Source organism: Polyangium jinanense, assembly GCF_028435365.1.
Map to the genome: position 1 here is coordinate 37,632 of NZ_JAGTJJ010000065.1, position 19,740 is coordinate 57,371.

Annotated in this window: 16 protein-coding genes; 6 read left to right on the forward strand and 10 right to left on the reverse strand. The window is 66.3% G+C overall.

The annotated features are described in order from the left end of the window. Positions 1–11: 11 nt before the first annotated feature. The 4 genes from KEG57_RS47140 to KEG57_RS47155 form a co-directional block, all read right to left on the reverse strand. Complete coding sequence (locus tag KEG57_RS47140) at positions 12–656, reverse strand: MEDS domain-containing protein (protein WP_272423408.1); 645 nt, start codon at positions 654–656, stop codon at positions 12–14. Between the two features lie 100 nt (positions 657–756). Further along, positions 757–1,878: a dimethylsulfone monooxygenase SfnG gene (sfnG, locus tag KEG57_RS47145; RefSeq protein WP_272423407.1), complete on the reverse strand. Its 1,122-nt coding sequence runs from the start codon at positions 1,876–1,878 to the stop codon at positions 757–759. 39 nt (positions 1,879–1,917) lie between these two features. Then, complete coding sequence (locus tag KEG57_RS47150) at positions 1,918–3,510, reverse strand: hybrid sensor histidine kinase/response regulator (protein ID WP_272423406.1); 1,593 nt, start codon at positions 3,508–3,510, stop codon at positions 1,918–1,920. A gap of 10 nt (positions 3,511–3,520) precedes the next feature. Next, complete coding sequence (locus KEG57_RS47155) at positions 3,521–4,162, reverse strand: MEDS domain-containing protein (RefSeq protein WP_272423405.1); 642 nt, start codon at positions 4,160–4,162, stop codon at positions 3,521–3,523. A 266-nt stretch (positions 4,163–4,428) separates the two neighbouring features. Here KEG57_RS47155 and KEG57_RS47160 point away from each other — a divergent pair, with 266 nt between their 5' ends. Continuing rightward, positions 4,429–5,523 carry a DUF4241 domain-containing protein gene (locus tag KEG57_RS47160; RefSeq protein WP_272423404.1) on the forward strand — a complete coding sequence of 365 codons (1,095 nt, stop codon included), beginning with the start codon at positions 4,429–4,431 and terminating at the stop codon, positions 5,521–5,523. Between the two features lie 18 nt (positions 5,524–5,541). Here the strand turns inward: KEG57_RS47160 and KEG57_RS47165 are convergent, their stop codons facing one another. From KEG57_RS47165 to KEG57_RS47185, 5 genes are all read right to left on the reverse strand, one after another. Beyond that, a complete protein-coding gene (locus KEG57_RS47165) occupies positions 5,542–5,742 on the reverse strand; it encodes a hypothetical protein (protein ID WP_272423403.1) in 201 nt (66 codons plus the stop codon). Positions 5,743–6,033: 291 nt separating this feature from the next. Then, complete coding sequence (locus KEG57_RS47170; protein ID WP_272423402.1) at positions 6,034–7,575, reverse strand: alpha/beta hydrolase; 1,542 nt, start codon at positions 7,573–7,575, stop codon at positions 6,034–6,036. A gap of 216 nt (positions 7,576–7,791) precedes the next feature. Further along, the gene (locus tag KEG57_RS47175; protein WP_272423401.1) at positions 7,792–10,518 is read right to left on the reverse strand and encodes a WGR domain-containing protein; all 2,727 of its coding nucleotides are present in this window, start codon (positions 10,516–10,518) and stop codon (positions 7,792–7,794) included. 236 nt (positions 10,519–10,754) lie between these two features. Beyond that, positions 10,755–11,006 carry a helix-turn-helix domain-containing protein gene (locus KEG57_RS47180; RefSeq protein WP_272423400.1) on the reverse strand — a complete coding sequence of 84 codons (252 nt, stop codon included), beginning with the start codon at positions 11,004–11,006 and terminating at the stop codon, positions 10,755–10,757. 61 nt (positions 11,007–11,067) lie between these two features. Continuing rightward, complete coding sequence (locus tag KEG57_RS47185; RefSeq protein ID WP_272423399.1) at positions 11,068–12,051, reverse strand: sigma-70 family RNA polymerase sigma factor; 984 nt, start codon at positions 12,049–12,051, stop codon at positions 11,068–11,070. A 238-nt stretch (positions 12,052–12,289) separates the two neighbouring features. Here KEG57_RS47185 and KEG57_RS47190 point away from each other — a divergent pair, with 238 nt between their 5' ends. Continuing rightward, on the forward strand, positions 12,290–13,279 hold the full coding sequence (locus tag KEG57_RS47190) for a hypothetical protein (RefSeq protein ID WP_272423398.1): 990 nt from the start codon (positions 12,290–12,292) through the stop codon (positions 13,277–13,279). Here KEG57_RS47190 and KEG57_RS47195 read toward each other — a convergent pair. Then, positions 13,272–14,195, reverse strand: coding sequence for a hypothetical protein (locus KEG57_RS47195; RefSeq protein WP_272459739.1), 924 nt, complete (start codon positions 14,193–14,195; stop codon positions 13,272–13,274). The genes KEG57_RS47190 and KEG57_RS47195 overlap by 8 nt on opposite strands. 509 nt (positions 14,196–14,704) lie before the next feature. Between KEG57_RS47195 and KEG57_RS47200 the strand changes: the two genes are divergently transcribed. The 4 genes from KEG57_RS47200 to KEG57_RS47215 all read left to right on the forward strand — a co-directional run bounded on the left by KEG57_RS47200 (position 14,705) and on the right by KEG57_RS47215 (position 19,579). Next, positions 14,705–16,039, forward strand: a complete 1,335-nt coding sequence (locus KEG57_RS47200; RefSeq protein ID WP_272423396.1) for a hypothetical protein — start codon at positions 14,705–14,707, stop codon at positions 16,037–16,039. A 117-nt stretch (positions 16,040–16,156) separates the two neighbouring features. Continuing rightward, complete coding sequence (locus KEG57_RS47205) at positions 16,157–16,963, forward strand: hypothetical protein (RefSeq protein ID WP_272423395.1); 807 nt, start codon at positions 16,157–16,159, stop codon at positions 16,961–16,963. 85 nt (positions 16,964–17,048) lie between these two features. Beyond that, a complete protein-coding gene (locus KEG57_RS47210) occupies positions 17,049–17,801 on the forward strand; it encodes a hypothetical protein (protein ID WP_272423394.1) in 753 nt (250 codons plus the stop codon). Positions 17,802–18,277: 476 nt separating this feature from the next. Continuing rightward, positions 18,278–19,579 carry a M1 family metallopeptidase gene (locus KEG57_RS47215; protein ID WP_272423392.1) on the forward strand — a complete coding sequence of 434 codons (1,302 nt, stop codon included), beginning with the start codon at positions 18,278–18,280 and terminating at the stop codon, positions 19,577–19,579. Positions 19,580–19,740 lie beyond the last annotated feature (161 nt).

The following is a 19,740-nucleotide window of genomic DNA, read 5'->3' on the forward strand; positions in this document are numbered from 1 at the left end:
GATCCTACGGGTCAGCCGTGCGCGGCCGCGCGTCGGCCCTCGGCGCGATACTTACGAGCGCGTATTTCCTCGAGGAACTCGGCCGGCGGCGTGTAGAACTGGTTTTCGCACATCGTCCCGTTGATCAGCACGAGCGGGTGGCAGCGCAGGAGATCCATCATCGTCGCGCCGGGCATGCTGTTGGCGTCGTAGACGCAGACCGCGATGCATTGGGGGGAGGTGAGCTTGCTGAAGCGTATCTCGAGCTCGATGAGCTCGTCGAAATCCGGAGCATTGTCCAGCATCCAGCCCATGTTGTCCATGCCGCGCATACGCGGATACCCCTCGGCGCGCGCCGTGCTTTCAAAGTCAGCCCACGATTGGAGCATACGGTCCTGATCGAAGCAGCCGTGTTTCAGGTAGGCCTCTTCCCAGCTCAGTACCTGGAACTGCCCACGCGCCTGGCACCCCTCGACGTCGACCCCGAGCCGTGCGTACCGAGCAAGGTGCTCGTGGCGCAGCGCAGGGTTGCAGACGTGGACGACCTTCTCGCCCCACTCCAGCCCCTCTTTATAAAAGGAGCCGAGCACCCGATACTCCTCGTCGCGCGAGCGAAAGAATGCGCAAACGTGATAGTGCCGATCGAGCTTCCTGCCTGCCAGCGTGGCATTCCTCATTGCTATCCCCCCGTCGTGGCCGTCTCCTACGGCCATCGCGGCCATCACTATGAACCACCTCACCATTGTCGTCAACCACGCCCTCCGCCTCCGCCCGGCGCTATTCCGCCGCGATCGGCAGGGGCTCGGCCGCTTCCAGCTCGCGGACGAGCGGTATCACGTGTTTGCCGAAGTATTCGACCTCCTCCTGGAAGTGCAGGAAGCCGAGGAGGATGAGGTCGGCGCCCGCGCGCTTGAGATCAAGGATGCGTTCGGCGATCTGGTGTGGCGTACCGATCAGGTTCGAGCGGAAGCCGTCATTGTATTGGACGAGATCCTCGAAGGTGGACTTGGCCCAGTTGCCCTGGCCTTCAGGTGAGGCCTTGCCTGCATTCTTCACCTCATGGCCGAAGGCGTTGACGGCCTCGGGATTCGCCTTCGCGATGATCTCGGCGAGCACCGCCCTGGCCTCGTGTTCCGTCTCGCGGGCGATCGCAAAAGCGTTCACGCCGATCTTCACCTCGTGGTCGTTCCGGGCCGCCTTGGCGCGGATGTCGTCGACCTGCTTCGCGATCTCTTCCGGCGTATTGCCGTTGGTGAGGTACCAATCGGAGACGCGGGAGGCCATGTCGCGGGCCGCGCGCGAGGAGCCGCCCTGGAAGATCTCGGGATGCGGATCGAGCGGCTTCGGCTTCAGCGAGTAGTTATCGAATTGATAGAAATCGCCCCGGAAGGTGAAGCGGTCCTCGGTCCAGATACCCTTGAGCGCGCGGATGAATTCCTCCGACCGGCGATAACGCTCGTCGTGGTCGAGCCACGACTCTCCGATGGCGGCGAATTCGCCGCGGAACCAGCCGCTGACGATGTTCACGGCGATGCGACCATGGGTGAGGTGATGGATCGTGGCGATCTGCTTGGCGGCGAGCGCCGGGTTCCACGGGCCGGGCAGGATCGCCGCGATCACCTCGAGCTTCTCGGTGGCGGCCAGAAGTGCGTGGCTGAACGAGACCGATTCGTGCTGGAACTCCGCGCCGTAGCCGGCCGTGAAGCGGACCTGGGTCAATGCATAATCGAAGCCGCTCGCCTCGGCGATCTGCGCGAGCTTGCGGTTGTAGTCGATGTCCCAGCCTGTGCGCTGCTCGATGTTGCTGATGACGAGGCCGCCGGAGACGTTGGGGACCCAATAGGCGAACTTGATTGCGTCGTCGCTCGTGGCCTCGGTCTTGTCGTGATAGGTCGTCATGGATGAATCCTGAGGTTTCGATGCTTGGAGGCTCCAAAGCTACCGACCAGGTGTGCGGCCCGCGATCGCGTCGAGGAGCCGCTCGACGCTGATCGGCTTGACGAGGTGCTCGACGAAGCCGGCCGCCGCGCTGCGAGCGCGATCCTGCGCCTGACCGCGGCCGGTCAGCGCGATCAGCCGAGGACCTGCGGTGCCCAGCCGGCGACCCATCTCCGCGGCCAGCTCATAGCCGTCCATGTCCGGCAGCCCGAGGTCGAGCAACGCTACGGTTGGGCGGAAGCTGTCCAGCATCTCGAGCGCCCCGGCGCCGTCGTGCGCGAGCGCGACCTCGTGCCCCGAGGCGCGCAGCAGCTCCGCCAGGAGCTCACCGGCGTCGATGTTGTCGTCGACGAGCAGGACACGCTCGCGCACCTCCGAGAGGCATGACGGAGCGAGAGCCTCCTCCGCCTCGGCGACGGCGGTGGTCGCTGGCAATCGCACGGTGAACGCGCTCCCTTTGCCCATCCCTTCGCTGGCCACCTCGACCGTGCCGCCGTGGAGGGTAACCAGGTTCTTGACCAGCGCGAGCCCGATGCCGAGACCATTCTCGGTGCGGTGGATCGACGTCTTCCCCTGGACGAACGGGTCGAAAATCCGGGGCAAGAGCTCCTCTGAGATACCGACCCCGTTGTCGACGACGATGATCACGACCTCGTGGTCGACGCGGGCGGCCCGGACGACGATGCGGCCGGCGGGCGGTGTATACCGAGCGGCGTTGGTCAGGAGATTCGTGACCACCTGGGCGAGCCGCGATCGGTCCCCTTGCACCACGAGGCCGCCCACCGGGACCTCCATGTGCAGGTCGTGGCGCCGCTGCTCGAACATCGGGGTCGCCATCTCGACGGCCTGGCTGATCACGTGCGGGATCTCGACCGCTTCGAGGCGCAGCTCCACTTTCCCCCGTGTGACCCGCGAGACGTCGAGGAGGTCGTCGACGAGCCGGCGTACGTGCTCGACCTGCCGCTCGATGACGGCGTGCTCGCGGCTCACCGGGCCCTCGCTGCGCACGCGCATGAGCCGGAGCGCGGTCACGATCGGGGCCAGCGGGTTGCGCAGCTCGTGACTGAGCATTGCGAGGAATTCGTCCTTCGCGCGGTTGGCCTGCTCGCGCTCCTGAATGGCGCGCGCGGTCTCGAGGCCGGTGGCCACGAGGCTCGTCGCCACGCGCAGGAGCACGTTCGCGGTCACGTCCGGGAACATGGGGTCGCAGGAGCCGACGAGCAGGTTGCCACGCTCGGCGTAGAGCCCCACTGGCATGTGGAGGGTCCGTACCGTGCCAAACGGCGGACAAATGGCGACCCCAACGGCGCCGATCCCCCTGCCGCAGGAGGCGGCGAGCACCGGCCGCAGCTCCTCGAGCCGTGCAGTCGCATCCTGCTGCCCGACCCGTAATACCTCGACCGCCGATTCGCCCACGGTCCAGCGGGTGATCGCGTAGGCGACGTCGATCGGGAGCAGCGCCTCGAGGACCTCGCACGTCGTCGCGAGGATGCCGGCGGCGTCCTGCCCGCTCCACAGAGGCGGCAGCGCGAGGAGGCCGAGCAGGTCCCGTAGTGTGCTGTGAAGTGATCGGGGTGAATCTGGCTCGGACATGCGTCAGCCGTCAGCGGCCGTGCGCCGGGTCCGGGTCGCGATATCTACGAGCTCGTATTTCCTCGAGGAACGCACCGGGCGGCGTGTAGAACGGGTTTTCGTTGACCGTCCGGTCGATCAGTACGAGCGGGTGGCACCGCAGGATATCCATCACCGTCGCGCCGGGCAGGCGGGTGAGATCGTAGACGCAGATCACCAGGCACTTGTGGCGCCCGACGACCTCGTTGAGGCGGATCTCGTACTCGATAAGCTGGTCGGCCCCCGGAGGATTGGAGAGCGCCCAGTCCATGTTGCCCATGCCGCGCAGGCGCGAATACCCCTCGGCCGACGCCGCGCTGCTCGCGTCATCGAAGAACTGGAGCATACGGTCCGGATCGAAGCGGCCGTGCGCCAGATAGCAGTCATCCCAGCTCTGCACCAGGAGCTGCCCGCGGTCGTGGCACCCCTCGACGTCGATACCGAGCTGGGCGAGCCGAGCGAGGTGCTCGTGGCGGAACGCCGCGTCACACAAATTGACGACCTTCTCGCCCCACTCCAGTCCCTCTTTGTAAAAGGGGCCGAGCACCCGATACTCCTCGTCGCGCGAGCGAAAGAATGTGCAGACGTGGTAATGCCGATCGAGCCTCATGCCCGCGAGCGTTGCATCCCTCATTGGGCCGACGCCTCCTTCGCGACCGCCGTGCTCCCGGCAACCGTGACGTACTGCACCGCCGCCGTCAAACAGGCTTTTCGGCTCCGCCTGCGCGTCTGCGCTGCAGTGGGCCGGTGCCGAGCGAGGTCATCGAAATATCACAAGCCTTTCCGACCTGATCGCAGGGGTGCGGTCGGGGGCTCCGAGCCCGACCGTTCCGGAGAGCGGAGCGCCCGGGCACCAAAGCATCGGTAAGCGCGGCCAAGATCGGGTAGGGTCTCGTGCCCATGACCGAACCCCGTTACGCGCTCCCCCGCTCGTTCCTTCCGATCCGCTCTGCCCACCTCGCCGGCAAGAAGGCTGCCGGCGTGAAGGAAATCCTTCGCGCCGGCGAAATCGTGATCACCACGGGCCGCCTCGTGGCCTGCGATCCCATGATGCAGCCCGAGCGGCCCCCGTTCGAGCGTGTTCTCGCGCCGGGGAAATACCCCGTTCACCTCTTCGTCGCAAAAGAGGGTTCGGTGATTGGATTCGCCGAGATCCGCGTGCGGAAGGCAGCCATCGACCATTTCGAGCTCGCGACGATCGCCGGACAGGATGCGGCGACGCTGGGCGAGGGGCGGTTTTTCGGTTATCCCGTCGACGCGGGGCTCGGCTGCTTCGCCGACGAGGCCGCCCTGCGTCACCTCCGCGATGCGGACGCCGTGCGACAGAAGGCGGAGGGGCCTTCGTATGGGAGTTATTACGACGTCGTGAGTCCCGAGCTCCGCGTGAATGGAGGCTGGTGGGCGGATCATCGGCCCCACGGGAGCACGGGCGAAAACGTGATGATCTTCCGCTCCGGAGACGGCGACGGGACGTATGCGACGTACTTCGGCATCGACGCGGCCGGCGAGGTGGCGTGTGTCGTCACGAGCTTCAATGTGTTCGCGGAGCCAATCTCCCCGGAGCGCAAGCTGCGGGACCTCACCGAAATCTTCGCGCCGTTCGTGGCCGCCATCGAGCGGGACATCGGCGCCTTCCTGCGGTCGAAAGGGTTTTCGGAGCCGAATACTGCCTACAAGGTGAAGTCGGACGGGGGCGAGCTCGATCTCACATACACGCGTGACGGGCTCTCCTTCCAGGTGCGCGCCACGGCGCTGTACCGGTCGGTGCTCGACGCCCATTTCCGCTGGACGCGCGGGCGCGCTACGCTCGACGTGGGCAACGAGCACCACAAGGCGGGCGTCAACCTGGGCCTGCCGAGCGCCCTCGCCGTCGGCGATGCAGCCTATACCTACGCCACGAAGATCGGAGCCTCGTACGCGGCGCACTGGGACGTGCTCGAGCCGGCGGTGCTGGGGTACCTGCCGATCAAGGTGCCCAAAGCAAGCAAGAAGTGACGCCGGCTTCACCAGGATTCATTGGCCCTCGGGCTCGGAGTCCCTGGGCAGCTTGGGGGCGACCTTGGGCAGGCGCTCGAACTCCTTGCGGGCAGCGTCCTCCCGGCCGATCGGAATTACCGAGACGCCCGTCGACGGGTGCTCCGCGAGGAATGCCCGGAGCCACGTGGGCAGCCGGCCGTAAGGCTCGAGATCGGCCGGGAGATCGTAGGTGCCCACCCATACGTGAAGCAGGCCGGCGCGGTGTAGACGAAGAAATCGTAGTCGACCACCAGGCTCCCCTCTCGATCGTAATGGAACACGGCCTCTGCCCCCTGGATCTCGTCGTCACCCGAGCCACACCCTCCCTGGCCGAGCGCTCTCTCGACCGTGCCCCGGTGTCGCTCGAGCGCCCCGCTCGGGATTGGGAAGGTGCGGCCCGCGGCCTGGTCGAGATCCACCACGGCCCGGTAGGCGCTCCCGATCGGACGGTCCCCGCATTCCGCGGAATCGTGCGCCCCGCCTCCTTTTTCACGTCGCGCGCGGGGGCGCAAACGGCGGCACCTCGAACTTGGGGAGCGGCAACGTCACTTCGGCGGGGAGACCTTCCTTCTTGCCGGTCTTGAGGAATTCATACACCGCCTGCTTCACAGCCGGTTCTCCGCGAAGCTGGTAGAACGGGCCGTCGTGGCCGGCGCGATGGACGAGGATCGCATGGCCGTTCGGAAAGTAAGCCTTGATGCCCAGGGTGTTTTCGACCGGCGTCGAGGTATCCCAATCGCCGTGCACGAACAAGACCGGGATCGGGCTCGTGACCGGCTCTCTCAGCGCGTCGCCCATGTCGCGGGTCGGCCAGTCGGGCGCGGAAGCGATGTTCGACTCGAAGTTCCATGTGCCGAGCATCTCGACGGCCGGATCGGTCCGCAGCTTTTGCTCGCGAGCGGCCGTGACGCCCAGACTGCTGTCGATCAAGGGCCCGATCAGCTTCGTCTTGCTCGCTTTTCGGTCTTCGATGACCTCGCGCGCCCAGGCCTCGTAGTGCCCGTGATAGAGCGACAAGATGAACGCGGGCCATTGCTCGCCCTCCTGCGTATGCGATTGCAGGGCGAGCTGAAGGTCTTCCGCCCCTAGAACCACCGTGCGCTTTCCGCCGGCATCGTCGTCGACCTGCACGCGCACCGGCTTCTCGGCAAAACGGAGGCGCAGGGCGCGCATGGCTTCCATCAGTCCGCCCGCGGGCAGATAAGGCGCAAGCCCAGGATCCCGATCAGCGTCTTGGGCGATACGCTGCAGCGCCGCGAGCACGTGCGAGGGCATGTCATAACCGTTGTTCAACGGTTCCACGCCCGACAGCACCGCGCGCGCGACGATCTCGGGATGGAGTCTCATCACCGCGAAACTCCACTGGGAGCCGAAGCTTCCACCGAACAGGCTGATCTTGTCGTACCCCAGCGCCCGGCGAAGGTCGTCCACATCCGCGGCGAGCTCACCGATGTCGTAGCCCGAAAGGTCCTTGTCGGGGTTCGCCGCAATGGCGGCCCTGGCCAATGCACGCATGGCCTCGGCTTCCACGCGCGCCGAACCGGGTTGATCCAAAGGCAAGGCATCGCTCATCGCTTCGAGCATTTCGCCGCGGCGCGTGTAACCGCGCTGCTCGATCACGACCAGGTCCCCCACGGCACCATAGGTTAGCCAGGACCGCAGCCGGCTCTTGGCAGCCGCGTCGTCGTCGGTGAATGCGCCGAGCACACTCAGACCGGGACCACCGGGCAACCAGAAGACGGGCGGCGCGCCGGTGGGATGAGGCGCCTTGATGCGGGCAAAGCCGACGCCTATCCGGCGGCTTTTGGCATTTCGCCTGTTCTCGGGCACGTACAAGGTGCCGAGCTCGTAAGGCACATCGGCGCCGGTCTCACTCTTGACGGTACCCCGCTCCACGACAATCTCAGGGGGCTTGGAGGAGCTGGCCGCGATTGCCGGCGCTGCGGCTGGCAATGACGAAGTCCGGTTCGTCGGGCTTGCGGAATGGCAGGCGGCTGTGAGGAGTACGGCGACGAGGAGAGATCGGACCATGAGGACACGCCCTACCACGCGTCCCGTGCGGGCGGCAACCCTCTCGACCATGCCCCCCAATGCCCTGCGAAAACCGCACGACCGTATCGGATTCGATACGTACGGGTTCTCTCGACGTACTCTGTCCGAGCATGGTACGAGGGTGACACAGAGGGCGGTGCTGGGAATGCGGTTGGTCGGGCGGTTACCGACGGAATGCGAGCCTGATTCCCCTGTTCAGTGCTGCCAGAAGAACTTGGCCTGGTGCTCGTCGAGGCAGCAGAAGAGATAGCCCTCGCTGGAGCCGCCGCCGGTCATGTGTTCTTCCTGAAGCTGGGCGACGAAGCGCATCTCCTTTCTGCACTTGTCGCACTTCGGCGTGTTCTCGAACTGGTACCAGCCCGGGTAGCCGCCGACCTTGTCGGCGACCTCGATGTCGTCGACGTTCTCGTTCTTCTCCGGGTCGGCCTCGAAGACTTCACGATAGGTGAGCTTGCGCGCGCGCATGGTCTTCGACGGCTCCGCTCCCTTCTTGCCCGACGGTGGCGTCGAGAGCGGCGCGCGCTCGAGCTCCGCGGCGGTGAGCAGCAGCGCGGCGTTACAGCCCTTGTCGGTCTCGGACGTGAGACAGGTTCCGCCCGAGGATTCGTTGTCGCAGACGAAGAGCGTGATCGCGGCGTGCTTCGTCAGCGGCAGGCGCTCGGGGTGCGCGTGCAGCGTCATCACGTGCGGCATGGGGTGATTGCAGCCGGCGCAGATGGGCCACGACTCCCGGGTCACGCCGGCGGGAATGCCGCCGAACATGTCGTCTTCGATGCGCTCGAACTTTCCCAGCTTGAAGCGATACGACATGCGACCCGGGACGAGCGCCGCCGCTTCTTTCTCGGGGGCGTGCTCGTAGCCCTTCTTCAACTTCTCGCGGACGGCTTTCTCGTACGCGCTCTTCGCCGCAGCGCGACTGTCGAGCGTGTATACCTTCTCGCTCGGCGTCGCGCCGCGCCGCCCCCAGCACGCGGTCCACGTCGCGCCCTCCCTCGACGAGGCGAACCAGAACTTTTCGCTGCCGTCCTCCTGCAGGCGCAACCATACCGCCGGCGGGATGGCTTCTTCTGTGAGTTGTTCTTTGCCTTTTGTCTTTGCGCCGTCCCTGGGCCGGGGCTTCGCTTCACTTTCGCTCGCCTTCGGCTGCGCGCTCTCCTTCGGGCGAACCGCATCGAGAGCGGCGCCGATCGCGACCTCGACGAGCGAGCCCCTCCCATACCCGACGAGCACGCGGCGCTCGTCGTCGTAGGCGTACGGTGCGTCGATCCCGGAGCGGGAGCCCCACGGAACGAGCGCTGCGTCGATGTCCCCCACGCAGTGCCACTCGCCCGCGCCGCGATAGACGTGCAGCCTGTCGGGGTCGTTGCAGCCGTAGGTCACGAGGAAGAGTTGCCCGGAGGCGTCGTCTCGAGCGATGAAGCGCGCACCGAGCCCCGGGGATTCGTCGAAATTCGACTTGAACGCGACCCACTTGTTGTTGCCGTCGAGCTCGTGGGTCTCGTCCAAATGGTCGGAGTAGGCGTCCTTCTTTCGCCCGCCGATCACGACCCACGTCGAACGGGACGGCTCGAACGCAATGCGCGTAAAGAGCGTCTTCGGGCCCGGGCCCCGCGTCGTTAGCTGCGTCCACGTCTTGCCGTCGAACAGCCAGGTGTCGGTGAGGAACTTCTTTCCGCCGTATGGATCGCCTCCGCCGACGACGAGGAGGCGCCCGGTCCCGTCCGATCCCATGCTGGAGTCGCATCGTTCGGTGAAGCCGGGAGGCGCCTTGCAGACGGAGGTCCAGCCCTTCGAGGTCAGGCGTTCGACCTCTCCCGTTCGACCGACCGCGACGCAGCCGGTTCGGTCGGCGCGAAATCCGAGGACCGCTTCTTCGGGATGGTCCGCCGTCTTGCGCAGCTCTTCGCCGACGACGGAGAACATCCCGTCGTAGCTCCAGAAGAGGACCGGGCCCGCCGTGCTGCCGCCGGTCATGGCAAGTACGGGCTGACCGGCCGGATGCACCTTCTGCCCATCGTAGCGGCCGAGCGTGTGTTGAATCGTCCCCCCGAGCTTCGGGGCATAGACGTAGCTCTCGTTGCGCTCGGGGATGTAGGCGATGGAGACGAGCCGCTCGAGCGGCTTCAGAGCCGATTCCTCGCCATCGACCCACTTCGTGTCGGTCAGCTCGGCCGACCTGTACCTCTTGTAGCTCGCCGTATACCCGCTCGACTCCTCGATGAGGACGAGCCCCTTCGTACGCGGGTGCGTGGTGGCCGCCTTGGAGTTCGAGAACGGCGCCTCCGGGAGCTCGCGCCAATTCTTGCCGTCCCAGCCGAATGCCTTGTTGTTGGCGCTATCGACCACGACCGCGAGCTTCTGGCGCTCGTCCCACGCCGCGAAGGTCTTCCAGGAGCCCGCGTCGGCCATCACCGCCCCCTTGTCCTGCCACTCTCCGTCGGAACCGAGCTCGCGCACCGAGAGACCCTCGCGCTCCATCTTCTCTTGACTGACGAAGTGCACGAGCACGCGGCGGGCGGGATCGAAGACGAAGCTGTCGTTGGCGGAAGCGCGGATCGTCTTCTTCTGCTTCACCTTGACGAACGTCTTTCCGTCGAAGGCGCCGAGCACGACCTCGTCGGAGGTGGAGACGAGCCAGACCGGCTGGCCCCGCGCGGTGTCGAAGTAGAACGCCCTGAGCGAGTCCGCGTCGAGATCGTCGGGGAGACCGAGCTGCTCGTCCGACAGGACGATGGCGCCGGTGCCGTCTTCGGAGACGCGCCATACGCGTCGTTCGACATCGCCGCTCGAGTTCTTGCCGAGGACGAGGAGCCAGAACGCCTTCTCTTCCGGGTGCCAGAAGAAGTGGAACGGGTCACTCGACGAGGAAGGGATGGGGGGGAGCGATACGCTGGACAGTGAAACGATCGGTAATTTGTTCATTGGGCCATTCCGAACCTCGCCGTCATTGCGTATTGCCGACGGGCCCCGCAGCAGGTTTGGGTGTAGGAAACGCTAGAATCCTCGCCCAAGTCAAGCACTCTCGTAGGACGCGCCGGGCGAGCCCTCGCCGTGCCCCCTTGCTCCGCCCGCGGTCCCCGCTCGCCTCGTGTAGGCGCGCCTCAGCCCTCCATCGGTGCAACAGGGAGGCAACGGCGGCGGCTCCGGGGACGGCGCGCTTACCTCCGATTCGGGAAGCTCGAGCCCTTCGGGATCATGTCCTCGACCCCGATCCCAAGACCCATGGCGATCCGCACGCATGTCGCGATCGTGACGTTGACGCGCCCATTCTCGATGCTGGATAGGGCGCCCTTCCCGACGCCACTCGTCTCGGCCAGGTTGGCCAGCGACATCTTTCGGTCGAGGCGCAGGTCCCGCATACGCGCGCCGAAGGCTGTGAGAAGCGGATGGGTCGTTTGTCGACGTGGCATGGCCGTCCCTCCATCGTGACGTGGGTTTCGTGAACCTTGGGCAATGACGTGACGAGCGACGCTACGGCTGTGCGAGCGCACGCAGCATGTCGCGTTCGCGCTGATTCGCAGAATCGGGGTGGTTCGCCGCGTCCGCTTCGAGCAAGGCTTGCGCCTTTCCCGGGGTCCCTTGCTGAAGCGCAGACTTCGCCGCGAGGAGAATGAGAAGGCCAGGATCCGGGCTCGGTCGCGTCCCCTTCGTCGCGCGCTCGCCCTGCTTCGGGGTCGGCCGCGGGGGGCTCGACCGCATCGAGACGTCGGCCGCCTTGGGGATGACATCGGCGGTCCCGGGCCTCTGGTGAAACCGCCGCGCCTCGACTCGGTGTGGTTCACGCTGTGCAACCGACATGTCGGCCTGCCCAAGTTCTCCCGCCGTCGCATCCAGGCTCGATGGGGTGAACGCGACCACCGCCGCCCCAGCGACGAGCCCGGAAACCAGCTTGGAAAACATGCTTTCGAGCGCGCGTCCCAATCCTCGGAGCGCCGATTGCAGCCAATCGCCAAACGGCAGGAACAGCGGCACCATCCCACGACGACGCTTCGGCTTGTCGAGGGATACCAGCGCCTCGCGAAACGCCTGCTCCCCGCGCTGGAACCACGAGCTCACGGTGTTCTTGCTGATCCCGGTTTCGCAAGCAAACTCGCTGAGCCGCATCCCGTACGCACATCGCGCGACGACGACCTCGGCGACGTGCGCGGGCACCTCCTTCAACGCGAGCTCGATCTGCTGGCGTGCCTCGATGACACTGCCGTGGTCGCGGCTGTCGGCCACGAGCTCCTCCGCGTCGGGATCGGGCCAGAGGATCTCCCGGGAGCGACGCGCGCGCCTCGTCCAGTAGGCCATGACCTGCCAGTCGACGAGCTCGAGCAGCCAGGCAACGACACGTTCTTCGCATTCGGGCGGCGGTCTAGGTTCGTCTTCTTTGCAGGCGACGAGCAACGCTTCGCCGACGACATCATCGATGTCGATATGCGGGATCCCCGCTTTTCGCGCACGGGCGCGCATTTTCTCGGTGTGCCGAGCAAGATCCTCGTGCTCCCTCCTGTGCGCGTCTACCAATTTGCCTCCACGGTCTGTCTTGACCACCCTGCCATCTGCTAAGGAACAGAAGCGACCCAAACGCGCGTGGTAAAACGACATGCCCCCCAAAAATTCCTCCGGCGGGCCCAGGACGGTGAAGCGGATCACGCAGGGAGGGGCTTTCCGAGGCGTTGTGCGTGGCCCCGGCTACGCCACTGCCCTCGTGGTCTTCTTCCTCGTCCTCGTGCCTCCTCGGGCCAAGGCCGACGAGCTACTCCATTACCAGGTCGAGTTCAGCGTCGACCCGAAGCTCCCGGCGTGCGACCGGGGACAGGAGTTTGCCGCCCTCCTGAATAACCAGTTTTCCAAGCCGATCCTCGAACCGCCCGCATCGCGCACGCTCCGCGTTCGTATGGGTCGCACGAAGGCCGGTGACCACGCCGTCGACATGCAGATCGAGGAGCTCGACGGGCGTGTGGTCGACACCGTGCACCGTGAATTCCCGGCGTCGACGTGCTGCTTCGAGGTGCTCTACAATGCGGCCCTCCTCGCCTCCGTCCACATCCTGCACGAGGGAAAGGCGGCTACCGTCGTCGAGCCACCGCCCCCTCCCGCCTCGTGCCCCGCGCCTCCGCCACCTTCGCAAGCTCCGCCCCCTCCTCCCGCAACCCCCGCAGCTCCGCCGCTGCCTGCTTCAGCCGGGCTTGCCGACGTGCCCCCGCGATTCGAGGTGAGCGCGGGTCCCATTCTCGCGACCGGCATGGCTCCCGAAATCGTCCCCGGCGTGCAGCTCGGCGCGGCGGTTCGGTTGCGGGGCTCGTGGTGGTTCGAGGGCGACGCACGCGTCACCCCGTGGTTCGAGACGAGGCCCCTCGGCCTCACGGCTTTCGAGGTGCTCACGGCCTCGGGTACCGCTGCTCTCTGTTATCGGCCCGGCCGATTTACCGTGTGCGGGCTCGTCATCGGGGGCGCGAGGTTGACCGAGGACGTGGATAGCGCGTATCCGCAACTCAACCGCACGGGGTTCGCGGGCGTTGGTGGGCGTGTGGGGATGCAGCAGCATCTTGGAGGACCGTTCAGCATCCGCGCGGATCTCGACGTCGCGGCGACGCTCCCCCGCTCCCAGATCAACACATCCAATCGTCCGGCCGTCTGGGAGACCCCATGGGCGACCGTGATCACGGGGGCGCGCCTCGTGACGTCCTTCAAGTAGCCGAAGCGTCCAGACAGCAGAACGTTCGCGCGTTCGAAAGGACGAGCTCTCCGACGGCCTGCCCGCCCTCGGGCGTGCACGTTCCCCGCTCGTACGTGAGGAGCGTGGCCGACTTGGCTGCGAGCCCAGCTCCCGGCGACAGGTCCATGCACAGCGTAGGATCTCCCGCGTGCACGATGTTGGAGCCCCGCAGCGTCACACAGGCGGAGTCATCGTGCAGCGCCACGAACGCGGTGCAACTCCCACCGCTCGGCGCACTGCACGTGCACGCGGTGCACTCCCGTTGATCGTTCACCTCTCCATAAAGGAGGTGCTTGATCGGCCAGCCCTCGGGGCAGGCTTCATCCCCTTCTCGCATGATGCACGTCTCGAAGCTCGGGGGCTTGGGCACGCACACCTTCTCCTCTTGCCCGCACGCGGGCCACGGGGCCCCCGTGCAGGCTCGACCAAAAGGGCCGAACGCATCTCCCGCCGTGAAGTGTGCCGGTCCTGGGATCGGATCGCCATTGCCGTGAGGGGTGCAGGGTTGCTCCTCGATCACGGGTGGGTCGATCGTGATTGCTCCCACGCAGGGGACACCGCCGCACGTCTTACCTTCCTGGATCGAGGTGTTCGCCGTGCAGGAGCCATCCCAGTTTGTCGGCGCGTCGAAATTTGTATTGACACCAAGATCAGAACATGACCCGGCACTCACGGTCCACGTCGTGGGGGGCGAGCACGTGCCGACGGGCCAATCACACGAGCATGTCTCGCACGCGATCGGATCGGGCTCGGGCCAGCCCTCAAAGACGAGCGTGGGTGCTGTTTCCGGGCAGGGCGGCGCCCCGAAGTCCGGGCCGTAGTAGAGGGCGATGGGGCCCTCCCAGCTTTGCGGGCTCTTGGGCGCGCACGTGCCCGGGGGGCAGAGCGAGGACATGCCGCCTTCGGCACCACCATCCGCGTCGCCGCCATCTGCGCCTCCATCGGTGCAACGGGGAGGCAACGGTGGCGGGCCATCACACGCGTTCGCGCAGTCCCACGGGATCGGCCTCGGCTTGACGTATCCCGGAAAATCCGGATCCGGGCACGCCTCGGGGATCGGGCAGGGACAGCAGCGCTCGGAGGTGCCAGGAGGGCAGTCCCCGTTAATATAGTAGTCGACCGTGCACGAGGGGAGCACGAGGAACATCGCGGCGGAAAGGGAGGCGGTTGCGAGGACGCTGAGAAGGAGGCGTCGGGGGGGCATGCGCGGGAGGATAGTTTGTCCGGGGGATGAGGGGCAAGGGGGTGAGACAAACCATGGGTGAACCTATGAGGAGTGTCCGCCTGACCTCTTGAAGACGCGGCCCCTTCGGCCGCCCTCCCTCGCCGCGCGCCGAGGGCTGTGAGAACCGATGGGTCATTGATGGGGCTCGAAGGACCGGTATCCTCGGCGCGGGAGGTCGCATGCGCGATCGTATCCTTGCCGCGTGCTCGCCGCTGGTCCTTCTCTTCCTGTGCGCGCCGTCGCTCGCCCGCGCGGAGATCCCCGTCTGTGTCAGGCTTCCGGGGCACCCGAAGATGGACCGGTTTGCCCTGTCGGGAAGCGCGACCGTCATCACGAAAGACTGGGCGGTCTTCACGGCCAAGACGAATGGCCTCACGGTCTTCGTCTACGACCCTTATGCGCCGCCAGAAAACGTGCGGTTCTTGCCGCCGCCGCACAACAAGTTGAAGTGTCCTGCGCCGCCGCCGCGTCCGAAGCCGGCACCGGCGAAGACTGCGCCCAAGGCTCCGGCCGAGGAGAGCAAGGCAGGGACGTCCGCGCCCGTCGAGGATGCGGAGTCGCAGAAGCCTCCGCCTCAGCAGGTCAAGGATATGCAGGGGGACGTCGTGCCGCCCGGCGTGAAGAAGATGCCGGAACGTCCGCCAGAGAAGCCGCAACCCGCGCCACAGGGCGTCCTCTCGAACGAGCCGCTCTTACCGACGACGTCCACCTTGCCGAAACGGGACGAGGTGCATCCGCCGAAGTGTGTGGACGAGGCGTGCACGCTGGTGGATCGGGGCGGCGCGTTGCCGGAGCGCGTGTTTCGACCCGGAGCGCCGGTCTCCAGTGTGGCGTCGTGCGAGCAGACGAAGGAGGGGTGCAAGGCGCGGAAGGAGAAGACGCGGGCCGGGGCCATCCTGGAGCAGGTCGTGATCGCGGGGGCGATCTTCAACCTGCAAATGAACGAGGATCTCTATCGGCCCGACGGAAAGGAATACGGGATCGTCGGCGGGATGAACGCCGACGGGCCAAACGACCCGAGGCTCCAGGCGGCGGCCGCGGCCGTGATGTTCTCGCCGGTGGCGATGGCGCTGGGCAACAAGTTCATGAAGGCGACGTCGGAGGCCTTGGAACGCGGGGAGAAGGTCGTCATCAAGAACGTGAGTGAGCTGTCGGAGGATGCGGCCAAGTACCTGGCGGAGGAGTTCGGAGAGGAGCTGACGAAGGCGCTCGCGCAGGCGGAGGTCATCGGGCCGTTCCGGGTGATGCGGCACTTCACGACGAAGCATGGTGGGGCGTGGCAAGCGCATCACATCTACGAGACCAAGAAGATGCTAGACATCGGCCTCGATGCCCTGGACGGGCCGTCCGTGATCCTCTCGGAGGAGGCGCACACGGTGGTGACGAACGAGCTAAGGAATTACACGCTACACATTCCAGGGAAAAACCGCCAGGCCCTATGGAAGGCATACGAGGAAGCGTACAAGAAGTCGCCTCACTGGTTGAAGGCGATCGCGCATTACTTCGAGAAGTAAGCGGACCAGGCGGGTGAAAGTGGCACGATGAAAACCAAGGTACGGGTAAAGTTTGACGGGAATGACGTTCCGAGACGCGAACAGACCGTCTTGGGCCCCGCGGGGTGTGGTCCGGATGTGGCCGAGGTCAGCGACAACAAGGTTCTGAAGCAAGTTTTCGTTTATGTTACGCTCGACATCGACGACCCTCGCCTCCTCACCCTGCAGAAGCTCCTGCTCGCCTACAAGGTCCAATGGTCGGAGGATCGTTGGGACGAGTACACGGACGAGGAGTACGAGGCCGCGCGCTTGATCGTCGTACAGGCGCTGTCGGAGAACCACATCGTCGGAGGTCCCCGCTTCTACACGGAGTACGATCTCTCGAACGCCTGCCCGGCGTGCGGCGCGGGGATGCGGCAGACCGGGACGTACTGGATCGATGGCGCGGGCCCACAAACCGTGAGGCTCGGCCAATTTCGCGCTGTATCCAGCTACAGCGAGATCCTCGTCGACCAGCCGCTCGCCGAGACGCTCGCGCGAGCCAACCTCTCGGGGCTCTCCCTCCGGAGCGTGTACGCGTACCAGCCGGACGAGGCGCCGATCGAGCTGATCTGGCGGCAGCTATGGGCGTCGCACACGCTCCCCCCGATGTCGCCGCGCTCGACCGGGATCGACTTCGACAGCGCATGCAAGTCCTGCAGGCGCGGCAAAATCGACTCGACGAGCCCCGAGCGTTTCGCCTACCGCGCAAAGGACGTCGAAGGAGCCCAGGACGTGAACCGGATGTGGGAGCATTTCGGGTACGTTCGGTGGAACGGCGACCTGAAGACGGCCGTCTTGTGGCAACCGTACTTCGTCGTCACCCCCAAGGTCTGGCGCATCTTCCGCGACGCGGGCGTGACCGGGTTCCAGTGGCTGCCCATCCGCGTCGTCGAAGACGAGTGACGGGGCGGCAGCGCAGGCAGCATCCTACATCGCTCCTCACATCCCCCTTGCCCCCGCCCCTCCCACCCCTGTAACCTCCCACCCCATGCGCCATATCTCTCTCATCGCTCTTTTCGTCGGATTGAACGATCTCCTCACGACTCGAAAAGCCGCTCTCGTCAGCTTCGCCTCCGGTGCCGCCAGCACCAAGCTCCTCACGGCCCGACGCGACGCCCTCGCCAAGCTCCCCTCCATTGCCGCGGGCCGACCCCTCGCCGACGACCTCAGCGCCGCCGACGCCCGCCATGATGCCCTCGGGTATTCCCTCTGGCACCTCCTCGAAGCCTACGACCGCCACCCCGACATCCCCGAGCACATTCGCGCGGCCGCTCGGAAAATCCGCGCCGCATTCATTCCCACCCTCGAAGACCTCGGGGCCAGTTATCCCGCCGAAGCCAAGGCGGCCATGGACCGAAAGCCCGCGCTCGTGGACCTGCAACCAGACCTCGCCCTGTTCCCCGTCGCCGGCGGCGGCACCCTTTACGATTGGGCTGACAGTTTCCTGAACGCCGGCGTCGCCATCGATTCCCTCCTCAGCGCCCGCGCCGACCTCGAAACGAAGACCCGCAAAGACGCGACCCGCCTCCGCGGGGAAGTCATCGGCCTCCTCAATCGCACCCGGAAAAACCTCGCCCTGGAGCTCCAGGAGGATCCGAGCCTGCCCAAAGACCTCGACGCACGTATCTTCGGTTACTTCGACCTCCTCGAAAAGAGCGCCGCCGACGCGGCGAAGAGCAAAGCCTCGCCCGAGATTCCTCCCCCGCCCTCCCCCGTCGAGGCGACGGCCGCCACCCCGTAGCTCCTCCGACCTGCTCCCCTCCCCCGCCGCCGGTCCCGGCGAGCTTCTCCGACCTGCCCGAACCACCAACCGCCGGCACCCGCGACAAGAGCCGATCATGTCCCCCGCGCCACCCCGCGCCTGTGCCGAGCTTCTCCGACCTGCTCGCGCACCCCTTCGCCGGCACGAGCGAGCTTCTCCGACCTGCTCGCGCACCCCTTCGCCGGCACGAGCGAGCTTCTCCGACCTGCTCGGAGGGGGTGGGCTCGGGTGTTGCGGGAAGGTCCGATCTGCTCGGAAGGGGGTCGTTCCGGGGGTTCGAGCAGGTCCGAGAAGCAGCCGAGGGGGACGGCGTGGCTCGGGCGGGCAGCTCCGATGAGCCTCGATCCCCCGCGCCTCGGTCCGCCGAGCAGGTCGAAGAAGCCATGCCCGCCCGCCGAAATGCCCCGGATCCAGCGCCGTTGACCTCCGCGCCGCCCGGCTCGTACCCTGGCCGCATGAAACACCTCTTCACGCTCGCTTGGGCCTCGATCCCCCTCTTCCTCCTCGCCGGCTGCGGGGACGGCGGCGAGGGGCCGGAGCCCGGTCCCATCCCCGTCGCGCCAACGGAAAACCTCGATCGCGACATCCTCTCGACTGCACTCGCCCTCGACGTCACGGCGATGACCGGCGAAGCCACGATCGATCTCGCGCCCGCGGGAAAGCCGGGCGCCTCGTTCGAGGTGGCCGGGCTCGTCATTCAGAGCGTCGAAGACGCGAGCGGGCAGCTCGAATACGCGGTCCAGGATGGAAGGCTCGACGTGGGCGTGAAAGAGAGCGCGGAGAACACCACGCTCCAGATCAAGTACGCATTCACCACGCAGAAGAACTTCGATGGGTATCTCGCCGAGGAGCTCACGTTCCTGTGGCCGCGCTTCTGCGGAAACCTCTTTCCGTGCAAATCCGTGCCCTCGGAGGGCGTGAAATTCGAGATGACGCTCTCGGGCGTGCCGATGGGCAAAGACGCCGTCTTCCCCGCCGAGATCCCGGCCGACGCGCCGACCTACATGCCGGCCTTCGCCCTCGGCGAATACACGCACGTCGCGCTCGGAACGACCACGGCGGGCACGAAGGTGAGCGTCTACCATCTGCCCGGCGAGGAAGCAGCCGCGACCGAAGGAACGAAGGATCTGGCGGCCGTGTTCGATTGGCTCGAAAAGACCTACGGAGCCTACTCGTTCGGCGGCGAGGTCGGGTCGGTCTCAGCGAAATGGGGGCCGGGCGCATACGGGGGCATGGAGCATCACCCGTACTGGCACGTGGGAAGCGACTCGATGAACGATCCGGTCACGCACGCACACGAGGCGGCGCACGGCTGGTTCGGCAACGGCGTGCGTATCGCATGCTGGGAGGATTTCGTGCTCTCCGAGGGCACAGTCTCGTATCTCGCGGCCCGCGGGCTCGAAGCCGTCGGGGGCACGGCCGTGGGCGAAGCGATCTGGAGCGATTACCAGACCCAGCTCGACGCGGTGATCATGGAGCAGGACACGGTCCTCATGCTGGACACGTGCAATACGATCGACCTCATCACGCACCCCTTGTGGTCGACCGTCACCTACATGAAGGGCGCGTTCTTCTACCGGGCCGTGGAAGCCCAGGTCGGCCGGGACAAGCTCGACGCGGCGCTCGCGAAGTTTTACGGGACGTTCAAGAACCGCGCGGCCCGGATGCAGGACATGATCGATACGATCGAGGCCGAGACGGGCGCGGACATCTCTGTCCACGTGAATGGCTGGCTGAAGGGCCTCGGAAAGCCCTAAGGGCGCTGAGCATGGGTCTCTTCTTGGGGTCGCCTCGCCGGGGCGCTGCCCCGGGCCCCGCGGGGGCTGTTCGCCCCTCGACCCGAACCAGGGCAAGCCCTGGACCGGTGGTGGAAGAACTGCGCTCCGCGCAGTTCTTCCAACGGGCCGGTTGAACCGCG

What these genes read in the sequence shown, in the direction of transcription:
- KEG57_RS47140 (WP_272423408.1), bottom strand. Translation starts at nt 656, where the DNA reads ATGAGGAATGCCACGCTGGCAGGCAGGAAGCTCGATCGGCACTATCAC.
- KEG57_RS47195 (WP_272459739.1), bottom strand. Translation starts at nt 14,195, where the DNA reads ATGTCCTCGCTCTGCCCCCCGGGCACGTGCGCGCCCAAGAGCCCGCAA.
- KEG57_RS47180 (WP_272423400.1), bottom strand. Translation starts at nt 11,006, where the DNA reads ATGCCACGTCGACAAACGACCCATCCGCTTCTCACAGCCTTCGGCGCG.
- KEG57_RS47155 (WP_272423405.1), bottom strand. Translation starts at nt 4,162, where the DNA reads ATGAGGGATGCAACGCTCGCGGGCATGAGGCTCGATCGGCATTACCAC.
- KEG57_RS47210 (WP_272423394.1), top strand. Translation starts at nt 17,049, where the DNA reads ATGCGCCATATCTCTCTCATCGCTCTTTTCGTCGGATTGAACGATCTC.
- KEG57_RS47175 (WP_272423401.1), bottom strand. Translation starts at nt 10,518, where the DNA reads ATGAACAAATTACCGATCGTTTCACTGTCCAGCGTATCGCTCCCCCCC.
- KEG57_RS47170 (WP_272423402.1), bottom strand. Translation starts at nt 7,575, where the DNA reads ATGGTCCGATCTCTCCTCGTCGCCGTACTCCTCACAGCCGCCTGCCAT.
- KEG57_RS47150 (WP_272423406.1), bottom strand. Translation starts at nt 3,510, where the DNA reads ATGTCCGAGCCAGATTCACCCCGATCACTTCACAGCACACTACGGGAC.
- KEG57_RS47160 (WP_272423404.1), top strand. Translation starts at nt 4,429, where the DNA reads ATGACCGAACCCCGTTACGCGCTCCCCCGCTCGTTCCTTCCGATCCGC.
- KEG57_RS47200 (WP_272423396.1), top strand. Translation starts at nt 14,705, where the DNA reads ATGCGCGATCGTATCCTTGCCGCGTGCTCGCCGCTGGTCCTTCTCTTC.
- sfnG (WP_272423407.1), bottom strand. Translation starts at nt 1,878, where the DNA reads ATGACGACCTATCACGACAAGACCGAGGCCACGAGCGACGACGCAATC.
- KEG57_RS47185 (WP_272423399.1), bottom strand. Translation starts at nt 12,051, where the DNA reads ATGCGCGCCCGTGCGCGAAAAGCGGGGATCCCGCATATCGACATCGAT.
- KEG57_RS47215 (WP_272423392.1), top strand. Translation starts at nt 18,278, where the DNA reads ATGAAACACCTCTTCACGCTCGCTTGGGCCTCGATCCCCCTCTTCCTC.